This is a genomic window from Pseudomonas gingeri (genome assembly GCF_013386165.1).
Classification (GTDB): Bacteria; Pseudomonadota; Gammaproteobacteria; order Pseudomonadales; family Pseudomonadaceae; genus Aquipseudomonas; species Aquipseudomonas gingeri_C.
Window position 1 is genome coordinate 270,267 of sequence record NZ_JACAOS010000003.1, and the last position, 25,118, is coordinate 295,384.

Annotated in this window: 19 protein-coding genes and 1 pseudogene; 2 read left to right on the plus strand and 18 right to left on the minus strand. The window is 59.7% G+C overall.

Annotated elements, in window-relative coordinates; translation table 11 throughout:
• Positions 1 to 37: 37 nt before the first annotated feature.
• Positions 38 to 1,666, plus strand: a complete 1,629-nt coding sequence (locus HX866_RS05775) for an FAD-dependent oxidoreductase (RefSeq protein ID WP_177138466.1) — start codon at positions 38 to 40, stop codon at positions 1,664 to 1,666.
• Between the two features lie 336 nt (positions 1,667 to 2,002).
• On the opposite strand, the gene HX866_RS05780 is transcribed toward HX866_RS05775, so the two are convergent.
• Complete coding sequence (locus HX866_RS05780; RefSeq protein WP_177102468.1) at positions 2,003 to 2,665, minus strand: DUF3313 domain-containing protein; 663 nt, start codon at positions 2,663 to 2,665, stop codon at positions 2,003 to 2,005.
• Positions 2,666 to 2,888: 223 nt separating this feature from the next.
• Between HX866_RS05780 and HX866_RS05785 the strand changes: the two genes are divergently transcribed.
• Positions 2,889 to 3,506 (plus strand): TetR/AcrR family transcriptional regulator, encoded by a 618-nt coding sequence (locus HX866_RS05785; protein ID WP_177091833.1) that lies wholly within the window; start codon positions 2,889 to 2,891, stop codon positions 3,504 to 3,506.
• A gap of 165 nt (positions 3,507 to 3,671) precedes the next feature.
• Here HX866_RS05785 and HX866_RS05790 read toward each other — a convergent pair.
• The 17 genes and pseudogenes from HX866_RS05790 to HX866_RS05870 all read right to left on the minus strand — a co-directional run.
• Positions 3,672 to 4,233: pseudogene (locus HX866_RS05790) on the minus strand (carboxyltransferase domain-containing protein); the annotation flags it as partial.
• Between the two features lie 86 nt (positions 4,234 to 4,319).
• The gene (locus HX866_RS05795; protein ID WP_177091834.1) at positions 4,320 to 5,171 is read right to left on the minus strand and encodes an urea carboxylase-associated family protein; all 852 of its coding nucleotides are present in this window, start codon (positions 5,169 to 5,171) and stop codon (positions 4,320 to 4,322) included.
• 14 nt (positions 5,172 to 5,185) lie between these two features.
• Entirely contained in the window at positions 5,186 to 5,851 is a 666-nt protein-coding gene (locus tag HX866_RS05800; protein ID WP_177091835.1) for a GntR family transcriptional regulator, read from the minus strand.
• A 17-nt stretch (positions 5,852 to 5,868) separates the two neighbouring features.
• A complete protein-coding gene (locus HX866_RS34595) occupies positions 5,869 to 7,377 on the minus strand; it encodes an amino acid ABC transporter permease/ATP-binding protein (RefSeq protein WP_177138468.1) in 1,509 nt (502 codons plus the stop codon).
• Between the two features lie 94 nt (positions 7,378 to 7,471).
• The gene (locus tag HX866_RS05810; protein WP_177102466.1) at positions 7,472 to 8,317 is read right to left on the minus strand and encodes an ABC transporter substrate-binding protein; all 846 of its coding nucleotides are present in this window, start codon (positions 8,315 to 8,317) and stop codon (positions 7,472 to 7,474) included.
• Between the two features lie 338 nt (positions 8,318 to 8,655).
• Positions 8,656 to 9,711 carry a hypothetical protein gene (locus tag HX866_RS05815; RefSeq protein WP_177138470.1) on the minus strand — a complete coding sequence of 352 codons (1,056 nt, stop codon included), beginning with the start codon at positions 9,709 to 9,711 and terminating at the stop codon, positions 8,656 to 8,658.
• A 33-nt stretch (positions 9,712 to 9,744) separates the two neighbouring features.
• Positions 9,745 to 11,553: a hypothetical protein gene (locus tag HX866_RS05820; protein ID WP_177138472.1), complete on the minus strand. Its 1,809-nt coding sequence runs from the start codon at positions 11,551 to 11,553 to the stop codon at positions 9,745 to 9,747.
• A 3-nt stretch (positions 11,554 to 11,556) separates the two neighbouring features.
• Complete coding sequence (locus HX866_RS05825; protein ID WP_177138474.1) at positions 11,557 to 12,837, minus strand: hypothetical protein; 1,281 nt, start codon at positions 12,835 to 12,837, stop codon at positions 11,557 to 11,559.
• A gap of 19 nt (positions 12,838 to 12,856) precedes the next feature.
• A complete protein-coding gene (locus tag HX866_RS05830) occupies positions 12,857 to 13,780 on the minus strand; it encodes a hypothetical protein (RefSeq protein ID WP_177091841.1) in 924 nt (307 codons plus the stop codon).
• 68 nt (positions 13,781 to 13,848) lie between these two features.
• A complete protein-coding gene (locus HX866_RS05835; protein WP_177138477.1) occupies positions 13,849 to 16,215 on the minus strand; it encodes a hypothetical protein in 2,367 nt (788 codons plus the stop codon).
• A 10-nt stretch (positions 16,216 to 16,225) separates the two neighbouring features.
• Positions 16,226 to 17,365, minus strand: a complete 1,140-nt coding sequence (locus HX866_RS05840) for a hypothetical protein (RefSeq protein WP_177091843.1) — start codon at positions 17,363 to 17,365, stop codon at positions 16,226 to 16,228.
• Positions 17,344 to 18,789, minus strand: a complete 1,446-nt coding sequence (locus tag HX866_RS05845; RefSeq protein ID WP_177138479.1) for an alkaline phosphatase family protein — start codon at positions 18,787 to 18,789, stop codon at positions 17,344 to 17,346. The genes HX866_RS05840 and HX866_RS05845 overlap by 22 nt, the downstream gene beginning before the upstream one ends.
• Complete coding sequence (gene eboE, locus HX866_RS05850; protein WP_177102458.1) at positions 18,779 to 20,011, minus strand: metabolite traffic protein EboE; 1,233 nt, start codon at positions 20,009 to 20,011, stop codon at positions 18,779 to 18,781. Before eboE ends, HX866_RS05845 begins: the two co-directional genes overlap by 11 nt.
• Positions 20,008 to 20,892: a TatD family hydrolase gene (locus HX866_RS05855; RefSeq protein WP_177091846.1), complete on the minus strand. Its 885-nt coding sequence runs from the start codon at positions 20,890 to 20,892 to the stop codon at positions 20,008 to 20,010. Before HX866_RS05855 ends, eboE begins: the two co-directional genes overlap by 4 nt.
• A 36-nt stretch (positions 20,893 to 20,928) precedes the next feature.
• The gene (locus HX866_RS05860) at positions 20,929 to 21,711 is read right to left on the minus strand and encodes an EboA domain-containing protein (protein ID WP_177138481.1); all 783 of its coding nucleotides are present in this window, start codon (positions 21,709 to 21,711) and stop codon (positions 20,929 to 20,931) included.
• The gene (locus tag HX866_RS05865) at positions 21,708 to 22,598 is read right to left on the minus strand and encodes a UbiA family prenyltransferase (RefSeq protein WP_177102456.1); all 891 of its coding nucleotides are present in this window, start codon (positions 22,596 to 22,598) and stop codon (positions 21,708 to 21,710) included. Before HX866_RS05865 ends, HX866_RS05860 begins: the two co-directional genes overlap by 4 nt.
• The gene (locus tag HX866_RS05870; protein ID WP_177138483.1) at positions 22,595 to 24,469 is read right to left on the minus strand and encodes a 3-dehydroquinate synthase; all 1,875 of its coding nucleotides are present in this window, start codon (positions 24,467 to 24,469) and stop codon (positions 22,595 to 22,597) included. The genes HX866_RS05865 and HX866_RS05870 overlap by 4 nt, the downstream gene beginning before the upstream one ends.
• Positions 24,470 to 25,118: the final 649 nt, after the last annotated feature.

Sequence of the window (25,118 nt, forward strand, 5' to 3'; positions counted from 1 at the left end):
TGTCTTTTGGGGTTGTTAATTATTGGACGTTATTATCATGAGCGTAATTCAGCACGTTAACAGCGCCGTGACCGATGTGCTTATTGTCGGTGCGGGTCCCACCGGTCTTACATTGGCCTGCGAACTGGCGCGTCGCGGGATAAGCAGCAGAATCATCGAAAAATCACCCACGCCATTTAATGGCTCTCGTGGTAAGGGTATCCAGCCCCGCTCGCTGGAAGTGTTCAATGACCTGGGCGTGGCGGACGCGGTTCTGCAAGCGGGAGCAAAATACCCGCTGATGAAGCTGCACTTGCCCCTCATCGGTATTGAGTGGGCAATGATCAAGTACCGCAAGCAAACCCCCGATGTGCCATTTCCCAACACCTGCCTGATCCCACAATGGCGCACCGAAGAGATCCTGCGTAACCGGCTGTTGGAGCTTGGCGGGGAGGTTGAATGGGCGACAGAAGCCCTTGGCATTACTCAGGACGCTGGTGGCGTTGCAGTGCCCGTGCTTTGCAACGGGATAAACAGCACGATTCGCGCGCGCTATGTGGTGGGAGCGGATGGTGGCCGCAGCTTTGTGCGCAAACAACTGGGCGTGCAGTTTATCGGCACCACGTCCCAGGAAGGCCGGATGATTGTGGGCGATGTGCAGGTCGAAGGGCTGGGTAGAAACAACTGGCATGTATGGCCGTCGTTGCGTAATGGCATCGTAGGTTTGTGCCCGTTGCCCCATACCCATCTGTTCCAGATCATGCTCAGGGTCAACCCGTCGGAGCTGGAACCCGAATTGTCCGAGCGCTCGATTCAGGAACGCTGGCTAGCCATCACCGGCAACAAGGACATTCGCATCCACAGCCCGGTGTGGCTGTCGCTGTTCCGACCGAATGTGCGCCTGGTCGAAAAGTACCGCGTGGGACGCGCCTTGCTGGCGGGCGATGCAGCACATGTGCATACCCCGGCTGGCGCACAAGGCCTGAACACCGGCGTGCAGGATGCTTATAACCTGGGATGGAAGTTGGCCTTGGTTCTGCAGGGGGCGACCGATTCGCTGCTCGATACTTATCAGGAAGAACGCATGCCCGTGGCGGCAGCGGTGCTGGAAATCTCCAGCGAGCTGTTTGGCTCCGTGAGCAAAGTGCGCATCCCCAAGCTCACCCGTGGCGACGTGGAGCGGCAACTGCAAATCAACTACCGCGAAAGCTCCTTGAGTCAGGGCTGTGGGGCAGAGCGAACGCCCCTGCTTGCTGCGGGCGATCGAGCGCCCGATGCACCTTGCTCCAACCGCCGGTTGGGCACGCGCACGTTATTCGATGCGTTCAAAGGCACTCACTTCACGGTGCTGGCATTTGGTGAGAAGGCTATTGAGGCTGCCCGAAAAATTACCGCTATCGAGGGCTTGGTGAAGGTGGTCGCCATCCGCCCGTGGCATGTTGCCAATGATGAGGCTGATGACCTGGCCGACGACCAACTGCATGCACGCATGGCGTACGGCATCAACACCACGGAAAACGTCGCCGTGCTGGTGCGTCCTGATGGTTACATCGCGAGGATTTGCACCTACGACTGGAAGTCCGGTATCGAGCGCTACTTTTCCGATATTGGCTGTTCGACGCTAACACAGTTGTCGCAGAGCGATTCCGGGCGGCCACTTGCTGACCGTGCGACTACCGACGCTTAAGGAATTGACCGTGAACAAACCAGCGGCGGTTGTTCAGTCTCGGAGAGTCATGGTGCATCCTTAACCCTCGAACAAGAGGATGCTTTATGGAAGGACGTCTTCATGGCTCAGCCCGAACAACGCCGCGAATTCGAGCCGAGCTCCAAGCGTCCCAAAGGTGACCATCCAGATACGCGGCTGGTCGACATCTGGAACACTTCCGCGATACAGCAAGGCCGAACAGCGTTTGCACCGTGCGACTTACCTGATGCCACCGAGAGGTTCTGATACACGGTGTCGCATTGCTTGCAGGCAATCAGGTTCGCGAACGCCTTCATGGTCTGTCCGAGGCACGTGTTATTTGAACTGTGCGACGAGTGCCTCTGCGCCTTTATCAATTCCCGTTTGTGCGGCACTCAGTGATCCTCGCGTGGCACCGATGTTCAACGAGTTCGGGTATTGCTTGGTCACGTAAGCGTTAAGCAGACGGTTGGTGGCCGCGTCGTAAATTTCGACAGAAAAGAACACCGAGCCGGTAAACGTGCCTTCTTTTCCACGAATTGACTGCACGATGTTGTAGGGGCCTCCCGCCAGATCGAATCGAGTGAACGTACCGAGAAAGGGCGTTGTGGTTTGTGCTCCGGTCAACGTCAGTTTTACCCGCAAGGTATTGGGAGTCGAGATTCGCGTCAGCTTGAAGCGCTCTTTCAAGCGCTCGCTGAATTGACTGTGCATGTAGCGGGCAAGGGTTTGTCGGTCGGCTTGGGTCAGGTCGCCGAATTGATTATCTGGCGCTTGGTAGACCGTTACCGGCTCGAGAATAACCGCCGAGTAGTGGTTCCAGTCGACGTTGGCCTTATAGCTATAGGGCACTCGGCCAGAGTCATCCTCGGTGTTGGGTGCCAGGCGCGCCGAAGAGTCGATGCCTGAATACAAGGACGGCGGTGTTCCGGCACATCCGGCCATGGTTAGGGTGACAGTCAGCATTACCAGTCGAGGTGCCTTGAATATTTTGTACATGTGAGAGCCCTGCTTAAAGAAGCGTGATCAAGGGGGATGGCGCTGTTTTGGCGTTAATGGGTACCTGGTGCGGCCGAGCCTTTCCTTGTCTTTAAAGGGGCAGGGCAGTACATTGGCTCTTTGGTTAAACTGAACCGGTCGGTACGGTTTACAGTCTTGCGCAGCGAGCAAATGGCTGTCAAGCAAAACTGTACATGCTGGTTCGCTTATGGGTGGGGTTGGAATGAAAGTAAGGACGGAAGCGCGCCGCGAAGCGATCATTGAGGCTGCGGCGCATCTGTTTCAAGAGGTGGGCTACGAACGGGCGTCGATGAATGAACTGACCCGGCGATTGGGCGGTTCCAAAGCAACGCTGTATGGCTATTTCCCTTCCAAGGAAGCGTTGTTTGTCGAGGTCGTTCGTTCCGTTGCCACTGTGCATTTATCTGAGGCTGTGGGGCTGTTGTCTGCGCATGGCGAAGAAGAACTCACCTTTGAGCAGAAGCTCACGTGTTTCGGCGAACGCATGCTATTTGTGTTGACCAATGAGAGCAGTGCATTGGCGGTGTACCGGATGGTCATGGCCGAGGCTGGACGTTCGAATATAGGCATGCTGTTCTACGAGGCAGGGCCAAGCGACTGTATTGAAGTCTTGTCGACCTGGATGGGTGAAGCCATGAGTCGTGGTGAGCTGGGCCAGGCTGCCCCTCAGGTCAGGGCAGCACAGTTCCTCGCATTGTTGACGGCGGAGGTACAAGTTCGACTGTATCAACCGGCCTCGGAACCACTTGAGGTTGAGCAGATACGGGCGTTGGTCCTCCGAGCGGTAGGGATGTTCATGGGAGGGGCGGCTTCCCACTGACCGATTGGTCGTTATGGCATTCACTTGGCCCCTTTGCCTCGCCTGGCGTGGCGGTATTCGTTTGCGTCAATGCCACTGAGCGAGCAAGCGTAGGTGCTGCTCTTGCGCAACCTCCTGGATGACGGGTGATAAACGCAACTCGGTACCTGGCAGGTACTGGGCCAGGCGTGCCCGGTCACCCGGTTGCAGCAGGCTATAGCCTTCGAGCGAATGGTCGAACAGCTTTGCGGTGGTGCGGCCGATCAGGTTCCAGCCGCCGGGGGAGGTTTGGGGGTACGCGGCGGTCTGGCGTTCGGCGATGCCGACGCTGCCGGCCGCCACGCGTTTGCGCGGGGTGTTCAGGCGCGGGCTGGCGAGGATTTCTTCCACCAGGCCCATGAACGCGAAACCCGGGACGAATACCTGGTATTCATGACCGCTGTGGCGTTCGATGACGTCGTTGATGGACAGCCCGCTGCGTTGGGCCAACTGCCGCAGTTCCGGTCCGACGCTGGGGTCGTACCAGGTGGGCAGGCTGTAGCTGCGACCACTGCCGCTGCCGTCACTGGCAGTCAGGTTTTCGCCGCGGGCCAGGGTCACGGTCTTGCGCATGGTGCTGGGTGTGGGAGGCGTGGAAGCCGCAGGCGATGTTGGCACAATCGATAAAGGACATGATGTCGGCATCGCAGCCGTTGGTCCAGGCCCCGACGCTTTCCCCGATATCGCAGTTCAGTAATGGCATGTTCATGGTCGGCGACTCCTGCTTTGGCTGTGCAGCCAGGTTGCGAAACACCCGGGACGGACAGGAGTCCCGGGTGTCAATGTGGCCTTCCTTTACTTTTCCCACTCGGCCTTGGGAATCAAGAGTCCGTGATTGCCGTTGTAGGCGGCGCGCTGAGGTTGTTTCCAGCCCTCAAGCAGTGCGTCGTCCAGGCGGTAGACTTCAACGCCCAGCGGACGGCAGACCTTGAGCGGGTCTTCGGCATCCGGCCCCCACATCGGCAGCGACAGGTCGCCGCCCGGGCAGGTGGAGAGGGCGCACAGCAGATCGATTTCGGCAAAGAACTCCAGGTAGTCGCCCTGTTTGGCCGGGCAGGCTTTCATGAAGTACATGTCGTCGTGATTGAGGCCGGTACATTGGAAGATGTTCAGCACGTCGTGCACATCGAACTCGGTCAGGCCGTGGGGCAGCACCGCGCGGGTCAGGTTGGAGTGGCAGTGGTGGTGAAAGTCTTCGCCGGTGAGCATCTTGTTCACGTAAGGGTCGCAGCGTGTGCCCAGCAAGTCGTGCAGACGGCCGCCGTGTTCGTCGATGCCGTAGCCGGCCAGGCTGTCGTCGGTGATCGTGACCATCGGCCGCAGAAAGGGCAGGTTCGACCACAGGCGGTCGTACGTGGTGACGTGGGCGCCTTGCAACTGGCGAGTGCGCGCCGCCCACATGCGTTCGCGGGGATCGTCGGCGCTCCAGACATTGAAATCGCCGACTTGTGGGCCGACCGGTGTGGTTACGCGGAACACATGGCCCGCCGGCACTTTCCAGGCATGGCCGGTGCGGATCGGGATTTCAAATTTCTCGATCAGGGTGCGGCCATCCCGGGACTCGCGCACGCGATCATAGAAGGCTTTGTCGACCTGCAATGCGGCACCTTTGCTGACTTGATAGGCCGCTGGATAGTCCTTGTACATGGTGGGTCCTCTTTTCAGGGTTTTGAGATGCTGCTCAGAATGTCCAGCAGCACCGACTCGGAGTCGTTGAGGTAGCTGCTCAGGGCTTCCTCGGCTTCTTTCTTGCGGCCGTCACCGAGCAGGTCGTGGATATGCCGGTCGCGTTCGAGCCAGGGTTTCTGGAAGGTTTCCTCGCTGGGAGCGTTGGAAAACACCAGGCGCATCTGGGCTGCGATGTGGGTGAAAAACTCGTCCAGCAGCGGGCTGCGCAACAGGCCGACGATATGTTGGTGGAACCTCAGGCTGTGGGTGCCGAAGGCTTGCCAGTTCTCGCGGTCCTGAGCCAGTTGCGCGGCCTCTATGGCTTCGAGCATCAGGTCGGACTGGTATTCACGCAGGGGCTTGCTGGCCGCGATGGCTTGCAACTCCAGGGTGCGCCGCACCTTGAATATGTCGCGCACTTCATCAACACCCAGGCGGCGCACGATCACGCCTTTATTGCGCACATAGCTGGTCAGTCCCTCGCGGCCCAGATGGTGCAAGGCTTCACGCACGGTATTGCGCGAGGCGTTGTAGGCGTTGACCAGTTCGCTCTCCACCAGCGGCATGCCCGGCAGCAGCCGGCCGCCAATGATGTCTTCGCGCAGTTCGATGGCAACCTGGTCGGCCAGCGACAGGCTGGGCTCCTTGGCTTGATTCACTTCGGGGCTCCTTTGGCTCACGCCAGTTGTACGTCTTTGAGGAATTTGGTCATGCGTTCGCTGCGTTGCTCGAGCATTTCGCGGGGTGCGGCGTTCTGGATGATCTCGCCGCCTTCCATGAAGACCACGCGATCAGAAAGCTTGAACGCGAAGCTCATTTCATGGGTAACGATCACCATGGTCATACCTTCGCGGGCCAGTTCCTCGATCACCGCCAGCACGTCGCCGACCAGTTCCGGATCGAGGGCTGAGGTGGGCTCGTCGAACAGCATCACCGAGGGGCGCATGGCCAGGGCGCGGGCAATTGCCACTCGCTGCTGTTGGCCGCCGGACAGTTGATGCGGATATTTTCCGGCGTGCTCGAGCATACCGACCTTGCGCAACAGGGCCAGGCTCAAGAGGCGCAGTTCTTCGCCGCCACCCTGGGCATGGTAGACCGGCGCCAGCATCACGTTTTCAAGGGCGGTTTTGTGGGGGAACAGGTTGAAACCCTGGAACACCATGCCGACGTGGACGATGCCCTGCATATGAACCTTGTGACCCAGCGAGCCTTCCGGCTCTCGAGTGCCACGCAGGAACGGCTGGCCTTGTAGGGTGATCTCGCCATGGTCCAGGCTTTCGAGGCCGTTCATGGTGCGAATCAGTGTGGTCTTGCCCGAGCCCGACGGGCCGATGATCGATACCACCTCGCCCCAGCGCACATTCAGTTCGACGCCTTTGAGTACCTCCAACTCGCCATAAGACTTGCGAACGGCTCTGGCCTGCAAGGCGAACTCGCCGGGTTCGGCCCGGTCAGCCGTACGGCCAGTGGCGACTTGGCCCAATTCGGCGGGCGCGATTTTCTTGGGCTGGCGACGGGTTACGTCCAGGTGGTTTTCCAGTACGCGCAACAGGCGGCTGAACACCGTCACAATGAGTACGTAATAGAACGCCACGGCAAGCATGGTCTCCATCACCAGGAAATTCTGGGTGTAGAGCTGCTGGCCGACCAGCAGGATTTCCGAGAGCGAGATCACCGACACCAACGAGGTCAGCTTGACGATGGTGATGTATTCGTTGGCCAGCGTCGGGAGGGCGACCCGCAGGGCCTGGGGCACCACGATCAAGCGCTGCACGCCGCGATAGCCGATGCCAAGGGCCTTGCCCGCTTCCAGCTGACCCTTGACGACCGCCAGCAGACCGCCGCGATGGATCTCGGCAATATAGGCGGCTTCACTCAGTACCAGTGCGATCAAGCCTGCGGAGTAGGGATTGGACAGCACCATGCTGGTGGAAGGAAACACTTGGGGCAGGTTGTAGACGAAGATCAGCAATACCAGCAATGGCAGGCTGCGGAAGAACCAGATATAGAGGCCGGCGGTATCCCGTAGCCAGCGGCGTTCCGACTGCCGGGCCAGGGCCAGGAAAAAGCCGAAGACTATGCCCAGAATCCAGGTTTCCAGGCTCAGTTCGACCACGGTGGCCACGGCTCGCCAGAAGTCGCCGTTCCATAACAGGCCCAGGGTGTAGTGCCAATCGAATTGCATAAACTTGCTCCGCGTTACTGTGATTTCTGCCGCATGCGACAGAAATCGATGGATCCGCTACGGGGTGCGTTCGGCCCAGGGCCTGCGCGGTGTCTCAGTTGCCAAGGGCCGCACTGATCTCATCGGCACTCGGTTCTGCCAGGTTGTAGCGAGCGAGCAGTTTGCCGTAGCTGCCGTTCTGTTTGATCTGACTCAGGGCGCCGGTCAGTTCCTTGAGCAGCGCCGGGTTGTCTTTGCGCACGGCCAGGCCGACCACCACCGGATAGATCAGCTCGTTGGAGCTGATCACGGTTTTGCCTTGCAGTTTTTCTACGGTGATCTTGGCGACCGCGGCGTCTTCCATCTGCACGTCGACCGCCTGGGCCAGCAGGGCTTGGGCTGCTTCCGGGGAAGTCGGGAACTCACGGGACTGGATCGCCGGTTTGCCCGAGGCGATGCAGTATTCAGCAGAGACCTTGTTGAGCTTTGGCACCCAGGACGCGCCTTTGATCGAGCCGACGCGCTTGCCGCACAGATCTTCCGGGCGTTGGGGTTTGAAGTCGCCACCGCTGAGTACCATCAGCGAGGAACCGGTCTTCAGGTAGCTGAGGAAATCCACCTGCTTGGCGCGCTCGGGGGTGACATATAGCGCCGAGGCCACGACGTCGAAGCGCTGGGCGTTGACGCCCAATATCAGGTTGGCGAAACGCGTGTCGAGAAAGCGTGGCTCCAGCCCCAGTTGTTTGCCCATCAACTGCATGAACTCGGGGTCGAAGCCTGCGGGCTGTTTTTGTTCCAGGTAGGTGTAAGGCGGGTACGTCAGGTCGGAGCCTATCGATAACTCTCCCTGTTTGAGGGTGCCCTTGATCTCGGCAGCGGACACTAGCGGCGCCACACAAGCCAGGGTGATCACTAATCCAAGGTTGCGCACGGTTTTCTTGCCCGTCAGACCTTTTTGCATGTTCGTATCCTCGGTTGCTCAATACAGGGAGGGTGATGATTGTTCAACAATCATGTATTTGTAGTTAATCATTTATCATGCCATTTTCGTTGTTTTTGGCTTTTTGATGATTTTTTAGATGGGCGAGTGTGTTTTATTGTTCGGGCGCACACCAAGTCGGTGCGATTCGTTACCGAGCGCTACGTTTTGGAGCAAGGAGGATGGTTTTTTGCGGACAGAGGGCTGGAGTTGTTACCGAGGGGGATCTACTGGTCCCTTTGAATCGACCGAGCTGCCGGACACAGGTATAACCCGTGTCCAGTCAGCGCATCAGTACCAGCCTTGCTATGGCGGTTTTCTCAGAGTTGTACCCGACGGAGCCTGCCGCTCAACGGTACGACGTTGTTGTCTGCCGTGGGCAGCGGCCGGCCCGATAATCCCATGCCTTCGCTCACCAGTACCGCCTCCTGCAACAGGCACAGGTTGGAAGGGGTATCCAGGCCGCGAGCGAGTACGGTGACTTCCGCTGTTTGCAGGTTGCAGCTCAGCAGTCGACCCGTGAATCGGGTAAAGCCGCCATGCAGGGGTTCGCCATTCCAGTCTGGCGGTAAAGGTTGCTGCAAGCGGTCGCAGAGCTCCAGGACCAGCACGTTCCCCTTCGGACACAGCGCCAGCCCGGTGGGCAGTTGCAGGCCGCGGATCAGGATCTCGATTTGCCCGTTGGCCGGCCAGACCCGAATCACCAGGCCAGCCTTGTCGGCAAAGTCGATGCCTTTGCGGGCCGGGTCGCGATGTAGCTCTCCAGAGAACAGGCTGATCAGCACGGCGTCTGTCGCCGGCTCGTACACCAGGGTCACGGGAACGGCTTCCTGGCCCTGATCCAGTTCCGGTAATTGGGCCAGCACGCGTTCGTCCTGGCCGGTGCTGAACTCCACCAATTGATTCGTATCGGGCTTGACCGCCAGCCAACTGCGGCGGGTCGGGTGATAACACAGCGCATTGAGATTGCCACGGCTGTGAAACACCGGCTCGGGCGGGTTGAATTGCAGGTCCAGCAGTTTGGAGCCCTCGACATAATCGGTCTGGCTGACCAGGCAGCGCCCGCCACCGCAGGCGATGTCCGACAGCCCCATGATTTCATCACGCAGCATGCGGGCCTGCATATTCATGGCGCGAAATCCTTGCGCCAATGTTTCACGGGGCAGGTAGGCTCCCGGGTTGTGCGGGTCCGCTCGCAGTCGACTGATACGGCCGCTGAAGGGCTGGTCCGGCAGGCCCGAACCGGCTTCGGCCAGCAGGACGCTGCCATCGGCTTGCACACAAAGCCCGCGAGGGTTCAACAGGCCTTCGGCGATGATGGTGCTCGGGCGCAGGGTTTCGCTAGGGCGTGCCGGGATATGCATGGGAATGGGCATAGGGTCTCTCTCCATGGACAAAAGGGGGGACGGCTACTGCGGCGGTTGCCACGGTTCACCCGTGAGATAGGCCCTGAGCAGCGCCCGCTGGCAGGGAGACATTGAACGCACGACGGGCATGAACAACGTGGTGCCTTTGTAGGCATCCGAGGTTCGGGCGAGGATGGGATTCTTCGCGGCCATGATTGCGTCAGGCTGATTCAATGGGATGTAACGAGACATGGCGGGGAAGGCCAGATAGTGAAAGCGCAGGACGTTCGGATACATCAGCGGCCAGGTGATGGTGGTCCCTGCGGGGATGCCGAAGTCGGTCTGTGCGTATTTGCGAAAACTGGTGAAATAGCTGCCGCTTGCAAGGCCGTTGACGGTGTAGGCCAGGGCGACAAAACCCGCCTGGGTGGCACTGCCGGGTTTGAGGGTGACCGGGAAGCTGATGGCGAGCTGGCCGGTGCTGACGGTCAACGCGGCTGGGAACTCGAGGAAGTCCCAGTTTTGCGGTTGGTCGTATACCCCGGGAGCGCTTGCCTGCAGGTCGATTTCGGTGGCACTGGGGACCGGGCCGCCCAGGTACCTGACCTGCAGGGTGATCGACAGGCCATCAGGGTAGTCCTCCAGATAAACGTTGCGCTGATCGGCATAGACCCGATAGGTCGATTCGGTTGCCAGCAGCTTGGTGCCGGCGACCCTGTTGGGCGCGCTAATGGCCAGGGGGGCGGTCTGCACCGCTTGCTGCTGGCTGGCATTGAGTGACAGGTCGACGATGCCGCCATACACGTAGTAGTTGAACAATGGGCTGCTGGTCGGGTCGAGGGTGGTCAGGGTGGTCGTGCCCGCAGCAATGGTGACGGGGCCGTAATTCGCGTTGGGCCCGATGGGACTGGTGATGTCGTCCCTGACGGCCCGGAAGGTTTGTTTCGGGATGACGTTCACCATGTCGATGCTCAGGATGCCGCTGTCGCCCAGGTTGGCATAACCGGTGCTGTTCGTGCTTTGGTTGACCAACTGCCGGCCCGGCAGGCAGTTCAACGGTTCATCCGCGAAGGCCGGTGCCAGTGTGCCGATGACCCGGCCGATGCTCGGATTGGGGGTGTCTCTGCCTGCGGCATAATCGGCGTTCAGTTGGTCGGTGGTCATCGTGGGACACATTTCGAACATGACAAAGCGCAGGACGATCCCCGTTGCCCCCGGCGCCTGGATGATCGACTGCAGGCCATGGCTGTTCCGATTCCAGCTGACGATGCTGCTCAGGGGAAAGGTCAGTTGAAAGGTGCCACTTAAACGGAATGAGCCCGGTGCATCCATCTCTGGTGGCTCGAGCACGCGCTTTTTGACATCCAGGCTGCTACAGACCGTGTCGGCACGGATCAGCAGTTGGATGTTGTCGTTGCCGCCAATTTGCAGACCACCGACGAATATCTGGGTGGTGTTGATGGCGCTGGGGTCCAGGTCCACCATCATCGGGCCGGAAAAGGGCCCCTGTCCGGTGACCGGGTCCACGGAACCCAGCAGGTAGACCGGCTGGCCCACTTGATCGCCGGTGGTACTGATGCTGCCCGGATTGCCCTGGGAGCTGATCAAGGCGCTCTGCATGTCGACGACATGCTGCCCGTAGTGATTCCAGCCGCCGGCGGTGTATTTTTCACCGGTTGGGGCGTTGATCATGTTGTTCAACTGATTGTCGCTGTAAGACTGGGCGCCCGGCGCCAGGGTCGAGGTGGTCAGGTCGAAGATTGGCCAGTCTGGATTGCCGTCGTAAGGGATGGTGGGTGAGTTGTTCGGCAAGCTGACGTCCGTGCGGATGCCACCCCAGAAGTTCAGTCGTGGTCCATTGAGAATGCTCATGATCTATTTCTCGTCCTTGGTGGTCTTGCCGACAGGTGCATTGGCGAATTTGAACAGGTAGGAGAAGTCAGACTTGTAGGGGCTCTTGACCGGTGTCGCCATCGAGTGGCAATTCATGCAACTGCTGTTGGGCTGGATATAGCTTTCCATGGTCACGTTGGCCGAGAGCGCCGGTGTTGGCTGGCCCAGTGGATTGCCGGGGTTGTCGGGTATCAGCGGGCGTTGTGTGGTGATGAGCTGGTAGTACTTCAACACGCTTGCTTGCAGGCCCGGATCGCTACGGTATTGGCTGTTGACGCCGTTGGTGATCTCGGCAATCGGGGTGACCCGGCTCAGCGGGTTGGGGGTCTGGAACGTGGTGCCGGGTTTGGGGACGCAAACAAGATGTGCATCCTGGGTCTGCCAGTCGCAGGGCGACTGGTTGAGGGCGGCGGCAGGGGCGCTGGGGTTGAAGTAGGAATAGGCTGTGTCGGATGTCGGCTGACCGTTCACCGGCACCTTTGGCGGAACGTTGTCGACCTGTTCGAACGTTGACCAGATCCACTGCGGATAACCCTTCGCCTTGGTGATGATGTGCAGGCCCACCAGGCCCAGGTACGCCTCGCTGACACCGATGCGCTGGCCCTGGTCGTCGAACTTGGCCACGCGCGCGAGCAGGGTCAGGTAGTGGCTGGCGTTGTCAGTGGCCGTGAGGATGCGCCAGCTCGATTTGACCTCGATGACCCCATAAGGGAAGTTGATGTTGTTGGCTTTGGACACGACATCAGCGTTATAGAAACGGTTGGCGACGATGTAGTTGTAGGAGATCTCGTTGGCCGAAATGTCGTAGTAGGTCGGGTTACCGGCCTGGTCGATCAGCCAGCCGCCGACGGCTTGGTCGACGGCATTCACCTGGGTGCTGTTCTTCAACGCGGCGATGTTGATGATACCCAGGCTTTTGGCAGCCTGCGGCGTATTCCAGGGGCCTGGGTCGGCCCCTTTCGGCAGAAAGATTTCCTCTACGGTCTTATAGGTCTGCCAGACGGTATAGCCGGGATCCCCAGGCTGTTTGCCGCAGTCCGGATTACCTCGTTGCCCGTCCTGTGCGGGCCAGTTCAAGGCAATGAACATCTGCCAGCTGTATTGATCGAATAGGTCCTGGCTGGCCGTGGCGGCCGGCGCGCTGCCGGGAGGCTGACAATTCAGGTGGGTAGCCTGCGTCGACGGCATGGCCTGTTCCCGGGCCAGTACCGGCAGACTGGCCAGGCCCAGTAACATCACGGAGAGACAGAGCGTGGTTTTCATGGCGATCCTTCGTCATTGTTCAGGGTTTGCGCTGCATGAGTTTGTTCCACTGCGCCTTTTGGCCGTTGCTCTGTGACGTCGGTGGTTCGAACAATTGGCAGGGCGGCGGATTCGTTGGGCACATGGCGGCTACCTGTGCCCAGGTTTGGGCCGGGTTCGGTTTTTCGATACGGAAGTCGGTGTAGTTCTGGCTGACGATGGGCGCATTGGCAACGCTGGTGTCACCGGAGAAAAAGAACGATTGGGGGTGTCGGTAGGGCGGTTGTCCCGACGGCTTTTTGTAAAAGGCATAGCCGAACAGGATCGGACCTTGCGGTGACTCGAGGTCCAGTGCATAGGCCTGCACACTGGCATCGAGGTTTTTACTGCGTTCGGGGCTGTAGGGCAGATGCTCGATGAAATCTTGCCGTGGTGGATGATTCATCGGTGAAAACATGCAGCAGGCCGGCATGTCCTTTGGACGGTCTTGCGGATACGTCAGGAAGTACGCCTTGTTGCCAAGGGACACGAAGGAGCAGCTGTAGTTGTTGTTCTTGATCGGGAAGATCGGCAGGCAGTACTTCTCGTAGTGCTCCATCATGGCGCCGAAGCCGTCACCATCCGGTGGAATATAGGTGGTGTCGTAGTAGCTGGTCCCTCGGGAGACGGTGTAGTCCGCCGGCGTGAGGGTCGCGGGTGGATTGCTGTAGGGCGGCGGGTTTTTTTCGTAGTTGTGCATCACCCGGTACATGGTCCAGTTGCTGATCCAGAACGCCGGAAAGAACGGATCGGAAGGCTCGCCCGGTGTGCGTTTGGCAATGCAGTTGCCGTTCTGCTCATTGCAGCCCTGGGTGTTGTGCACGCCCATGGTGAAGTAGACGGCGCCGCTGTCCTCCTCGGCGAAAAGGGCTGGGCTGAGCAGCAGGATCAGCAGTAGCAGTCGGCTCAAGATGCTGGCTTTCATAGGGCACTCCTGTGAAGTGCCGGGTGACAGGCTCGTCACCCGGTGGTCCTGCTTGAAGCGGTGTTGTTTTAGTCCTGCTGGTAGTCGCTCATGCTGAGCGGGATGGGGGGGTAATTGCGTTTCACCAGGGCCTGCGCCCAGAGCTCCAGTACCGCGCGCCGGCTTTGTGGCATATCCCGGGTAATGGGCATCGCCAGGGTGCTTTCTTCCTGATACTCCTTGCTGATCAGCACGATGAGTTGGTCGACGGCGCCCTCTATGCGCGTCAGCGAATTGAGTGGCATGTATTTGCTCATGATCGGGTACAGGTAATAAAACGGCTGCAGGATCCGTGGGTAGATAAAGGTCTCCCAGATCAGCACGCTGGCCTCTGGGCTCTCATAAATGCGGTTCCACTCATCGACAAAATCCTGCTGCATATGCGGCTCCAGCGGCAGGACGCGCAGCGGCGCGAGGAAGTCGGTATAGGCTGTCGCGAGCTTGAAACTGAAGGGGACGACGGGTAGCTGCTCATCTTCCTGCACGAAGAATCGCAAGGTCGGGAAGCCCGGAGCCTGTGCCTTGACGGTCAGTCGAGCGATGCCATTGGCGTCGGTCTGAATCTGTGTCAGGCAGTACTGTACGGTGCTGCGCTGGGGATTCTGCAGATTGCCTTCCATCAGGACAGGGTTGTCGAACGCCAGGCAGGGGCTCAGGGCAACCGAGCCGGGTGTGGGCAGGTATTGCAGATAGCTCACGGGTACCTCGTCATCAGAGGGCTCTGCATCCCGAGTCGCTGTGAGCCGACGCCCGGTGCCCTCGGTCACTTGGTGGGGGATCGCAGGCGCATCGCTGAATTGCGGCAGCTCGGCGGTGTTTTGGCTGCGATTGAGCGGATGGTCTTTGAACAACGTAAAGTCGGCCGGGTTGCTGAACGCCAGGTAGTAATCGGTCGTGCACATCATGTAGGCGTTGCCATACTCCGCGACCCAGAGCACGGTGTCGGCCGGTGCGGGCAGACCGTCGTATTGCACCATGATCTGCAGCGTCTTGCTCTCGCCGACGTCGATGAAGCTTGCGCTCTCGACCACTTCGGCGGTCCACATCTGCTGGGTCGCGGCTGGCACGGCGGGTGTTCCCACCCATTGCAGCTCCAAGGATCCGCTTTGCAGTTTTTTCTGCGCGTCGGCGCTGAGTGGCAGGTCAAGGATGCCGGAGCGCTTGTCGAAAGCCGCCTGTTGATAGTCTTCAAAACCAAAACTGGCCAGCGGACTGAACTGCCCGTCCTGGCGTATCCCCAGCTGGTAGTTGCCTGCGTCATATTTTTCTGCGACCGGGATGGGGGCGTCCTTGTCGAGCGGATAGCACGGAAAGGTGTTGGTGAGGTCCAGCGATAAGGTCTCGCCATGGGCCTGTGCCGAGAGGACACCCAATGTCATGCTGGTGTCTGGGGCACCCGGTTTTTGTAGTGTCACCTTCTCGCTGGGGACCAGACGCCTGCCTGCCGGTGCGGTGGGGAACTCGTCTTCAAACCATAGGCCCAGGGTGCCTACGGTACGACTGTAAGCGGGGTTGAAGAAGATGCTGGCGACGTTGTCCAGGCCTTTCTGATACATCTCTTGCACAGTGGCCAGGGCCGACGGGGTGGTGGAGCGGGTGTTGACGTAGGGGTAGTCGTTGAACACACCGTTTCTGTCGTAGCAGGTCAGGTAAGTGGAGAAGCGGAACATCAGACCCTTGGCTTTTTGTTCCTCCATCTGTTCCTGGAGGTTGTTCAGCAGGGCCGAATTGCTGATCGCCCATGTCAGGTTTTCTTTCGGGAAGCAGGTTTGCCAAGTGGTCGTCACATAGATCAGGCCACCGAGGTTGGCCCAGTTGAAGTTCAGGAAACGATCGAGCATCCGGTGTTGACGCTTGAGCGTCAGGCCGCATTGATCGTTGCCCAGCACCAGTTTGTCGAAGTACAACGCGGTGAACGTGTTCTGCCAGGGGCTGACATCGACAAAGCGCGCCGGGGTGGGGCTGTTGCTGCCAAAGGGATTGCCGAGCAGGTTGAAGCTCTGGTTGATCAGCGCATCCTGATCAACGTACCCACCGTTCGGAAGTTCGCCGCCGATGATGACCGACTTGGTCTGGTTGTAGTTGACGGTGCCACAGGCGTTGTCACCGAACAGGTTCCATTCCCCGGGGATCATTATCGGCGGATTCTGTGCGACGTTGCCTGGCACCTGCGTCACATAGTCAGGCGCCTCGTGTAACACCCGAGGGGCGATAGCCCAGGGCATCAGCGTGCTGGCGGCGTTCTCTGGCGTGATGTTGTAATACTTGAGAAACCGCCAGTTCATCTGCATTTTTACCGCATCGTAGAGCGGGTACATATCGTTGTTGTTGCCCGTGGGCGGGTTCCAGAACATATGGCCGTTGAGGTAGATGCGAGGGAAATTCAATACGCTCATGTCATGCTCCTTAGCGTTGCCACTGGGCGCGCTTCAGCGACCAGACAAAGTCCAGTTTGTTGTAACCGGTAAAATCGGATGCCGGCAGCGGGGCAGTGGGGTAAACAATGCCGCCCTGTTCTTTCAGTGCGAAATTGAAATAGCCGTTCTTTTTTGAATACGCGGCCGTACCGTGGCAGGCGAAACAGGAGGACTGGCTCTGAAAGGCTGACTCCAGCTGGGAGTTGGCGAGCAGGGTCGGCGTTGTCTTGGATTGGGTGCCGATGAGTTCGTACTGCGCCAGCGCCGGGTATTTGGCCTGGAAGTCGGTATTGACCGGTTGCGCAGCGGGTGTCGGTCCGGTGCTGTTGGTCATCGGGGTGGGCGGGATCGCATTGGTCACGGTGTACTTGTGGTTGTTACGATTTTCGAAGGTGGTCCAGACCCAGTCGGGGTTCAGCTTGTTGATGACGTGCAAACCGCTCAGCGCGGCATAGCCGACCTGGTATTGAGTGCCCTGCTGGTAGTAGGCCTGGGCGATGTAGTAGCCATCACTTGCCAATTGCTGCTGGTATTTCGGGTTGTCGCCGATCCACAGCCAGGCGGCTTTCAACTCCCAGGCGCTGGAGGGAAATGCCAGGTCGCTGGTCAGGGCGGCCTGGCCGTTCATGTTGTAGACCTTCTTCTGCACGATGTAATTGAACGTGTCTTGGCCCATCAACAATTGGAACCGCACCGGCTGGCCTTTTTGTGCATCCGGCACTGCACCACCCATCTCCAGGATCAGACCGTCCACCTGTTGCGTGGCGTTCAGGTTGTGGAACGTGCGAGTGACGTCCATGCCCTGGGCTTTGGCTGCTTTGAGCACGTCGGCTGGAAGCGGGGCGCTCTGGCCGTAGGGCAGGGGGGCGCCGCCGTTGCTCAGGTAAACCTGGTCCGAGGGTTTCAGGGTTTCCCAAACCCGATCGGGGCTTGTCGCGGCGGCAGGCTGGTTCAGGCAGGCGAACCAGTTCCAGCTCAGGGTTTCGGGACTCTGGGTAAATTCGGTCCGGGTCTTGTCGATGTTTCCGCCAAACTGCAGGAAATTGTTGCAGTCGAAGGTGTTGGTGTTATCAGCCTGAGCCAATCCGGCCAGTGCACTGAGAACGGTTATAGAGATGGCTCGCCGCATGGAAGCTCCTTGGCATTGGCCTGGTCGCTGTGTGGGTGCCCGAGGAAATGCTCCAGGAGCAGTTGTTTCACCGCCGTGGCCGCAAGAAGCTGTGGCAACGGCAGATCACAATTGGTGATGAGTAGCGGGCCGCTCTGCTGACTCGCAGGCAGGCGGCCATGACTGCCACGGACCAGTCCGGTGTCCAGCGGGATCAGGTCCATGTAGTAGCGAAAGCCGAGCTTTTTCTGCAGCAGGCGGCGCGCCACTTTCAATTTGGGGAAACGAATGGCCGGATCGATGAACAGCTCCAGCGGGTCGTAGCCGGGCTTGCGATGGATGTCCACGGTGCGGGCAAAGTCGGGGGCTTTGCGATCGTCAAACCAGTAGTAGTAATCGAACCAGTGACCCGCTGCTGCCACGGTCACCAGCTCGCCGCTGCGCGAATGATCCAGCTGCCAGGCCCGCTGTTCGGCTTTATCCAGCACCTGCTCGATGCCGGGTTGACGCTGCAGCAACGCCTTGACGCGGGGTATGTCTTGCGCCTGCTTCACGTAGATGTGCGCGATCTGATGATCGGCAACGGCAAAGGCCGCGCTGGCACCGCAGTCGAGCAGTTCCCAGGACAGTGACTGGCGCACCTGCAGCAGCCCTTCGGAGCGCAACAGGCGATTGAGGGAGATCGATTGCTGCACCGGCTCGATACCGTATTCGGACAGCAGCATCACCGCCGCGCCTTGTTCCTCGGCAAAGGCCAGCAGACGCCCCACCTCACTGTCGATAGCCCGCACCTCGTCGGCAATCGACGGATGATCGGGGCCCAGGCGTTGCAGGCTGTAGTCGAGATGGGGCAGGTAGATCAACTGCAGGTCGGGTCGATCGAGCTGGAACTCGGCGATGGCGCAATCGACGATCCAGCGGCTCGACGCGATACCCGCTGCCGGCCCCCAGAAACTAGGAAAAGGAAAGGTGCCAATCTGCTGTTCGATACGCTCGTGCAACGATGCCGGTGCTGAATACAGGCCGAACATTTTGCGGCCATCGGCTGGATAGTGAGGGCGAGGAGTGATGGCGGCATCCACGTCCGCATACATGTTGTACCACCAGAACAACTGGCTGCAGCGAAAGCCGGGGAGCTGGCGCTTGAGCGTCTGCCAGACTTTTTCACCCTGGATCAGTGCGTTGGGTTGCAGCCAGAAACGCACTTCGGCCTGATCGCGAAAATACCAGCCATTGCCCACGATACCGTGCTCCGACGGCGGCAGGCCGGTGAGGATCGAGGCCTGCACCGTAGAGGTGACGGCCGGGAACACCGGTTGCAGGCTGGCCATTTTTGCCGTTTTCAACAGGGCATTGATGTGGGGCGTCGCCGCACCCAGCAGCGTCGGCGTGAGCCCTACCACGTTGATCAGAAACAGCGGTTGGCGTGAGTGATCAGAGGGCATCGGCGTACGTCTCCCGTGCTTGGGGGTGTAGCAATTGCCGCTGCCGCAGTTGCTCTTCGACCCAACGCAGTTCCGCAGCGATTCCCTGGAGTTGGGCGTGCTCGGAAGTGGGCCGCAGTTGGGCGGGCAAGACGCCCCAACTGTAGGTCTCCACTTCCAGCACGGGACGAAAATCCCCATGCTCCGCCAGAAAGTCGAAGGTCTGCGCCAGGGCGATCTGACTGCCGCTGAGTTCGGGCAGCAGCAAATGTTCGCTGAACAGCGGAATGTGGAAGTGAATCCTCAGCTCGAGGTACTGCCCTTGGCTCCTTGCGCACTCGGCGAGGGCGGCGGGAAGGTCTGCCCAGGCCCGCAGCCGGTCCTGCGCATCGCGGGCTTTTACTTGATGCAGGTAGGTGGTTTCGGCAAAGTTGCTCAAGGTCTTGAGGACGTGTCCGCGTCGGTTGTCGTCTTGAGGGGGGAGGCGACAAATCAAGGCGTTGGACAATTGGATCTTGCCGACGGGTACCCGCGCCTGGCGCAGTCTGTCCAGCGACTGATAGCAGTCTTCGAACATCACGGCCTGGTGGCAGACATCGAAGCACAGCGCCAGATGTTCATGGTGCGGGTCGGTGGCTTGCCAGTGCTGGAAAAAGGCGATGGCCTGGTCGGTATTTTCCAGCACGCAGTCCGGCTCCATTTCCAGGCAGAGCACGATCTTCTTGCCGGTTTCCTCGTGCAGCCTGGCCAGGGACCGGGTCAGTTGACGCAACTGTCGCTCAGCGCCGTGCTGCAGCGCCGTACTCCAATGCGCGGCGTAGCCCAGCGGTACGCTGGAAATCACCGCCTGGGCACAGTCCGGCGGCAGTGCGTCCGCCAGCAGTTGCGCCAGTTGCAGGCTGTATTCAAGACGCTGCGGATCGGCCCAGTGAGGGCGATAGACCTCGGCTTTGACGGCGCCCCCATGGAACTGGCCGTAGGGGAAACCGTTGAGCGAGGTCAGGCGCAAGCCACTGCGTTGCAAGCACTCGAGAAACGCCTGGCGTGCCGTTGGCTGCTGTAATTGCGCTGCCGCCTTGGCGCTGATCCACAATCCGCTGTCCTGTTCGCTGAGCCCACGCAACTGGCGCACACCCTGGAAATGCGCCTCGATCGAGGCGCACAAACCGGCCAACTCCGGGGTAGGGTGCACGTTGCTGCAATAGCCGATCTGGCTGGGCGTCCATTCCCTGACCTGGCTCATTTGACCACCGGTTCCTGGCCGCGCAGGGCGGAGTTCTCCTGCCATTGTCGACGTTGATCGATGGGCAGCGGAGTGCTGACCTGCGTCTTGTCCAATTGCCCGCTCTGGGCAAAGAAATCCACGGGGTTGTGGAAGAGCACTTGTTCGACCTGCACTTCACTGAAGCCGGCTGCCAGCATCGCCTGGCCGGTTTTCGGCACCTTGAGCGGGTCGCTGATGCCCCAGTCGGCGGCGCTGTTGACCACCATCTTTTCGGTGCCGTACTGCTGGAGCAGAGCCACCATGCGCTGTTCCGACATTTTGGTATTGGGGTAGATGGAGTGGCCACGCCAGCAGTCGCTGTCCAACACCAACGGTAGCGTCAGTTCGTTGAGGTGGTCGATGATCACCAGATGTTCGGCAACCCCCACTTCACGAATCACCGCCAGAGTGCGTTTGGTGCCGCCGATTTTGTCGCGGTGCGGAGTGTGTACCAGCACCGGCAAATTGAATTGCCTGGCCAGCTCCAGCTGAGCGGCGAGAAAGCGATCCTCCTCGGGCGTGATGTCGTCATAGCCGATTTCGCCGATCGCCACGACGCCGTCTTTCACCAGATAGCGCGGCAGAATTTCCAGCACCTCATTGGCCACTGACAAATCATTGGCCTCCTTGGGGTTGAGGCCGATGGTGCAGAAGTGATGGATGCCGAACATGCTGGCGCGAAAGCGTTCCCAGCCCAGCAGGGTGTCGAAGTAGTCGACGAAGCTGCCGACACTGGTCCTGGCCTGGCCCTGCCAGAAGGCTGGTTCGATCACTCCGGTAATGCCGGCGGCGGCCATGTTCTGGTAGTCATCGGTGGTGCGGCTGACCATATGAATATGCGGGTCGAAGTATTTGAGCATGGTGAATCCTCGTCAAAGGAAGGGAGCCGTTGAGCATCAGGTCGGTGAGGGGCTGGTGTGTATGGGCAGGTGCGCACGCCATTCCGGCGGCAGGCGTTGCTGCTGATCCAGGCTGACCAGGCGCTGCTGTTGCGCCGGGCTGAGCAGATTGAAGGCGATCACCAGGGGTAACCCGGCGGACACCGTTCGTTCGGCCGCGAGCTGTTCGCCCAGCAGGTCGAGGGCCAGTTGGTTGAGCGTGACGCTGAGCCGTGGTGTCAGGCCGATCAGGCGTCGTATATCGAGGCCCATGCCCAGTGTCTTCAGCACCAGTTGGTGGAAAGCCTGTTCTGGATAGTGTTGAGACGGGTAAGGAGTGTCGAGGGCGAGGGCGGCAAACACTTGGCTGTTACTGGTACGCCCGGCTTGCAACGCCAGCGCAACGCAGAGGCCGTGGCTATCGAGCCAGTCCAGGGCTTTCAAGGTGGCGATCTTTTCCTGATCGTCGCCCCAGAGAAACAGCTGGCGTAGCAACGGCAGCTGCCCGGCGCTGGGCTGTTTCTCCACTACCTGAGCCAGCAGCAGCGCCCGCGCCAGCTGGATCTTGCTCCAGCCGGCGCAGCTGAACGGTGCATGCTCTTTGAGGCTGCGCTTGCATTGGCTGCTCAAGAGCGCCGCGGTATTGGCGTCCGGGTGCTGGGCAAGCCGCTCCTGTGCCTGTCGCCACCACTGCAGCTCGGCATTATCGAGTTGTTGGGTCATGGCCTGGCGTTGTTCGGCAAGGCAATCGTGGCGCATTTCGAGGGCCGTCGATGGCGGCGCAGTGACGTCCATTTTCATGTGGGTTTGATCCAGCGCTGAAAGTGTGGGAGCAGGAAAAACACCAGAACACACAACAGGCTGCCCAAGGGCTGATTGGCCACGGCCATCACCAGGGCATCGAATAAGGGCAGGGCTGCCAGGCCGGCACCGATGAAGGCCCGGACCTGCCGTTGCCGCGGGTTGGCCAGGTTGTGCCAGTAGTGCCAGCCCAGCCAACCCAGCCAGAGCAGCAGCACCGGCCAAAACCAGAGGCTGTTGGAATAGATCGCCAGGGCCAGCGGGCTCAGCATCAGGATCAAGGGGAGGCGGTTGAGCAATTGGTTACGGTGTTCCTGGCGGGCCAGGTAGGTCAGGCCGCTGATGTAGACGCCCAGTAAAATGGCGCAGAGCCAGATCGGCTCCGCAGGTACCGCCAGGCTGGCCGCCGCCGTCAGGTAGAGCGCCGAGCGGCAGGCGCCCATCAACCAGACGCTGTGAGCGTATTTCTTGTGCAGCAGGTTGTAGCCGAGGATGCAGCCCACCAGCAGGATGACGCTGCCCAGCAGCCAATGCGGCTGATCGATCAACCTGCTCAGGCCCAGCGCCGAGGCCGCGGCCAGTATCAGTAGCAGCACAGTGGCGAGGCGCACTTGTTGTCGGCTGACCAAGCCCAGGGTGATAGGCCGCGGGTTATCGTGTTGTTGGTCCCAATCGGCATCCAGCAGATCGTTCAACAACATGCCGGCCAGGTACAGCAACGACAGTGTGGCCAACAGCAGGATCCACACCAGCGACGACGGCGGCGCCAGGGCCCCGGCGCTGCTGGCCAGCAGGGCGGCGGCCAGGGTGTTGGTCCACACCGTGGGCAGGTTGGAGACTCGGCCCAGGGTCATCCAGGTTTTCAGGCTCTGAGGGGTCTGGCTCATTGCGCGAAGCCCTCGTTCAGGGTGAGTGCCGGAACGCTGCGGGTGGACAGCCGCTGCAGCGCCTGCTCCATCCGCGTGTCATCGATTTCATGCAGGTCTACCGACTCGCCGATCCGGCTGAGCATGGGGATGGAGAGTTGCCCGCCCAAGTGCTGGCGGAACTCCTCCAGCCCGAGCAACACCTGCGAGCGCCCTTGTGCATCTTTCAAGGTCAGTTCCGCCGGGCACAGGTTGAAGCCGAGTTTCAGCAGCAGGCACAGAACTCGCTCAGTGTCCGTATCACTCAACAGCCCCAGGGCATTGGCATAGAGGCCATCCAGGGCCATACCCACCGCTACGGCTTCACCATGGCGCAGTCGGTGATGACTGAGATTTTCCAGTTTGTGCGCGGCCCAGTGCCCGTAATCCAGTGGCCGTCCGTTACCGCGTTCGAAAGGGTCGCCGGCACCGGTGATGTGCGCCAGATGCAATTCGGCGCAGCGGCGAATGGCATAGCGGCTGGCCGGGTGATCGAAACGGGCGAGGGCGTCGGCCTGTTGCTCCATCCATTGAAAGAATGCCCGGTCCTTGATCAACGCCACCTTGACCGCCTCGGCCAACCCGGCGATTTGGTCTCTACGGGTCAGGCTGGTCAGCAGTTGGAAGTCATTGATCACCGCAGTGGCGGGGTAGAAGGCCCCCAGCAGGTTCTTTTGGCCGAACGCATTGATGCCGTTTTTTACACCGATACCCGCGTCGTTCTGGGCCAGTACCGTGCTCGGAACGCGGATCAGGCGAATGCCGCGGTGGAAGGTGGCGCAGGCGTAGCCCACCGAATCCAGCAAAGCCCCGCCTCCCAGGGCCAGGACATAGCAATGCCGGTCCAGTTGATGGTGCAGCATGTCGGTGTACAACTGCTGCAACACCTGTGAGTCTTTGCTCAGTTCACCGGCCGGAACCGCAATGGGCGCAGCCTGCAAATGCAGATCCGTAGCATGGGCGGCAAAGTAGGTAGTGATCTGTTCCAACAAGTGTGGGGCACATTGCAACAGTTGTTCATCGGCGAACACCAGCACAGTCACCGGACCTCTTTGTTGGGTGGTGAGCTGACGGTGCAGGCAAGGATTCAGCGGATCGAACAGGTGATCGGTAAACACCACCGGGTAGTCGTAGCTGACCTCGAAACGCCCGTGTAGCGGTTGCTCCGTGCCGTGCCTGCGCAAGGTCTTGAACAGGATGTTGCCGGCGATAAACAACCCGGGCAGCACCATGCTGGCGAGGATGGTCACCAGCAGCGCATTCTCCTCGACGAGGAAGGTGCCGATGGCGCTATAGGCCAGTGCCAGGCCGGCATTGGCCAGAGTCGTGACCAGTACGAAGGCGCGCAGCGGATAACGTTGCATGCCGGCGGCCACCACCGAGGTTTCTGCCAATACCGGCACGCCGCGCAGGCAGATCAACGACAGCGTGCTCAGCCGATACGCCAGCAGCCCCGGCTGACGCTGATGCAGGCCGAGGCGGCCCGACAGCAGGCGCAAATAACCGGCCCCCAGCGCATAACCCAATCCGGCCCCCAGGCACAGGCCGATGAAAATCACCAGGTAACCGCCGAGACTGCCAAGCATGGCCACGGCCAGCAGCGCTACCAGGCTTGAAGGCACCGGCAGCACCACGTCCAGCGTCAGCAGGGCGATCAGTAGCAATGCGAGATTGAGTGTCTGGGTAGGCGTCGAAGGCAGGTACAGGTTGAGATGAATCAGGACGTCCTGGATCTGTTGTTCGAACAACAGAAAACTGGCGACCACCAGGCCTGAGAAGCAAAATAATGACAGCCAAAAATGTTCGGCTGGCCCTCTTGGCGAGAACGCACGATACCACCGGCTGCGTTTCATCAAGCATCCCTCTTGATTGTGATGACAGAGTTCCGTTTCAGTAATTAAAGGCAGCGTTTTATGTGTTTTAGAGGAATGACTCTCCCGCCAGCAGGGCTGGTTTTATACGCGGCTGATGAGGTTTGCAGAGATAGTCATGAACTTAGACGGTTGTGGTTTTTTTGCAAGCCGTGCGGGCTGGCAGCGTTTGAATAAGCGGCTGTGACGCAGCGTTACAGTCGTTGGGGTGGGTGTTTTTATTGACGTCATGTTTAATGATTACAGTGGGTTGGATGGTTTTTGTGAGACGTCGGCTTCACCCTGGAGTGAGTGATATTCAATGATTTGGCGGCAATTATAAGTAGCAGGTTAATGGTGAGGTGGCTATGTGATATCGGTATTTGTTATTTGGGTTATTGCTGTTGGCTATAAGCAGTTTGATAGTTGACTAAAATACTCGGCAATCTTGTGTCTGAGTTGAATAAAGATTGAATGAGCAATTAAGTAAAAGGGCGCAGCTGTTCGATCTGGCAATGGCCCGGAGGGCGGTCGCAGGTAAACCCTGTGGGCGCAAGCGTCTGGATTACCGTGCCACCGACCGATCCAAACGTTAGGAATTATCCGATGCATGATGGGAATAAGGCCTACATCGGTAGCGATACGGTTCAGT

Coding starts and splice junctions, on each gene's coding strand:
- HX866_RS05835 (WP_177138477.1), bottom strand. CDS start 16,215: ATGAGCGTATTGAATTTCCCTCGCATCTACCTCAACGGCCATATGTTC.
- HX866_RS05825 (WP_177138474.1), bottom strand. CDS start 12,837: ATGAAAACCACGCTCTGTCTCTCCGTGATGTTACTGGGCCTGGCCAGT.
- HX866_RS05775 (WP_177138466.1), top strand. CDS start 38: ATGAGCGTAATTCAGCACGTTAACAGCGCCGTGACCGATGTGCTTATT.
- HX866_RS05780 (WP_177102468.1), bottom strand. CDS start 2,665: ATGTACAAAATATTCAAGGCACCTCGACTGGTAATGCTGACTGTCACC.
- HX866_RS05860 (WP_177138481.1), bottom strand. CDS start 21,711: ATGAAAATGGACGTCACTGCGCCGCCATCGACGGCCCTCGAAATGCGC.
- HX866_RS05870 (WP_177138483.1), bottom strand. CDS start 24,469: ATGAAACGCAGCCGGTGGTATCGTGCGTTCTCGCCAAGAGGGCCAGCC.
- HX866_RS05865 (WP_177102456.1), bottom strand. CDS start 22,598: ATGAGCCAGACCCCTCAGAGCCTGAAAACCTGGATGACCCTGGGCCGA.
- HX866_RS05795 (WP_177091834.1), bottom strand. CDS start 5,171: ATGTACAAGGACTATCCAGCGGCCTATCAAGTCAGCAAAGGTGCCGCA.
- HX866_RS05810 (WP_177102466.1), bottom strand. CDS start 8,317: ATGCAAAAAGGTCTGACGGGCAAGAAAACCGTGCGCAACCTTGGATTA.
- HX866_RS05855 (WP_177091846.1), bottom strand. CDS start 20,892: ATGCTCAAATACTTCGACCCGCATATTCATATGGTCAGCCGCACCACC.
- HX866_RS05840 (WP_177091843.1), bottom strand. CDS start 17,365: ATGCGGCGAGCCATCTCTATAACCGTTCTCAGTGCACTGGCCGGATTG.
- HX866_RS05785 (WP_177091833.1), top strand. CDS start 2,889: ATGAAAGTAAGGACGGAAGCGCGCCGCGAAGCGATCATTGAGGCTGCG.
- HX866_RS05830 (WP_177091841.1), bottom strand. CDS start 13,780: ATGAAAGCCAGCATCTTGAGCCGACTGCTACTGCTGATCCTGCTGCTC.
- eboE (WP_177102458.1), bottom strand. CDS start 20,011: ATGAGCCAGGTCAGGGAATGGACGCCCAGCCAGATCGGCTATTGCAGC.
- HX866_RS05820 (WP_177138472.1), bottom strand. CDS start 11,553: ATGAGCATTCTCAATGGACCACGACTGAACTTCTGGGGTGGCATCCGC.
- HX866_RS05845 (WP_177138479.1), bottom strand. CDS start 18,789: ATGCCCTCTGATCACTCACGCCAACCGCTGTTTCTGATCAACGTGGTA.
- HX866_RS34595 (WP_177138468.1), bottom strand. CDS start 7,377: ATGCAATTCGATTGGCACTACACCCTGGGCCTGTTATGGAACGGCGAC.
- HX866_RS05815 (WP_177138470.1), bottom strand. CDS start 9,711: ATGCCCATTCCCATGCATATCCCGGCACGCCCTAGCGAAACCCTGCGC.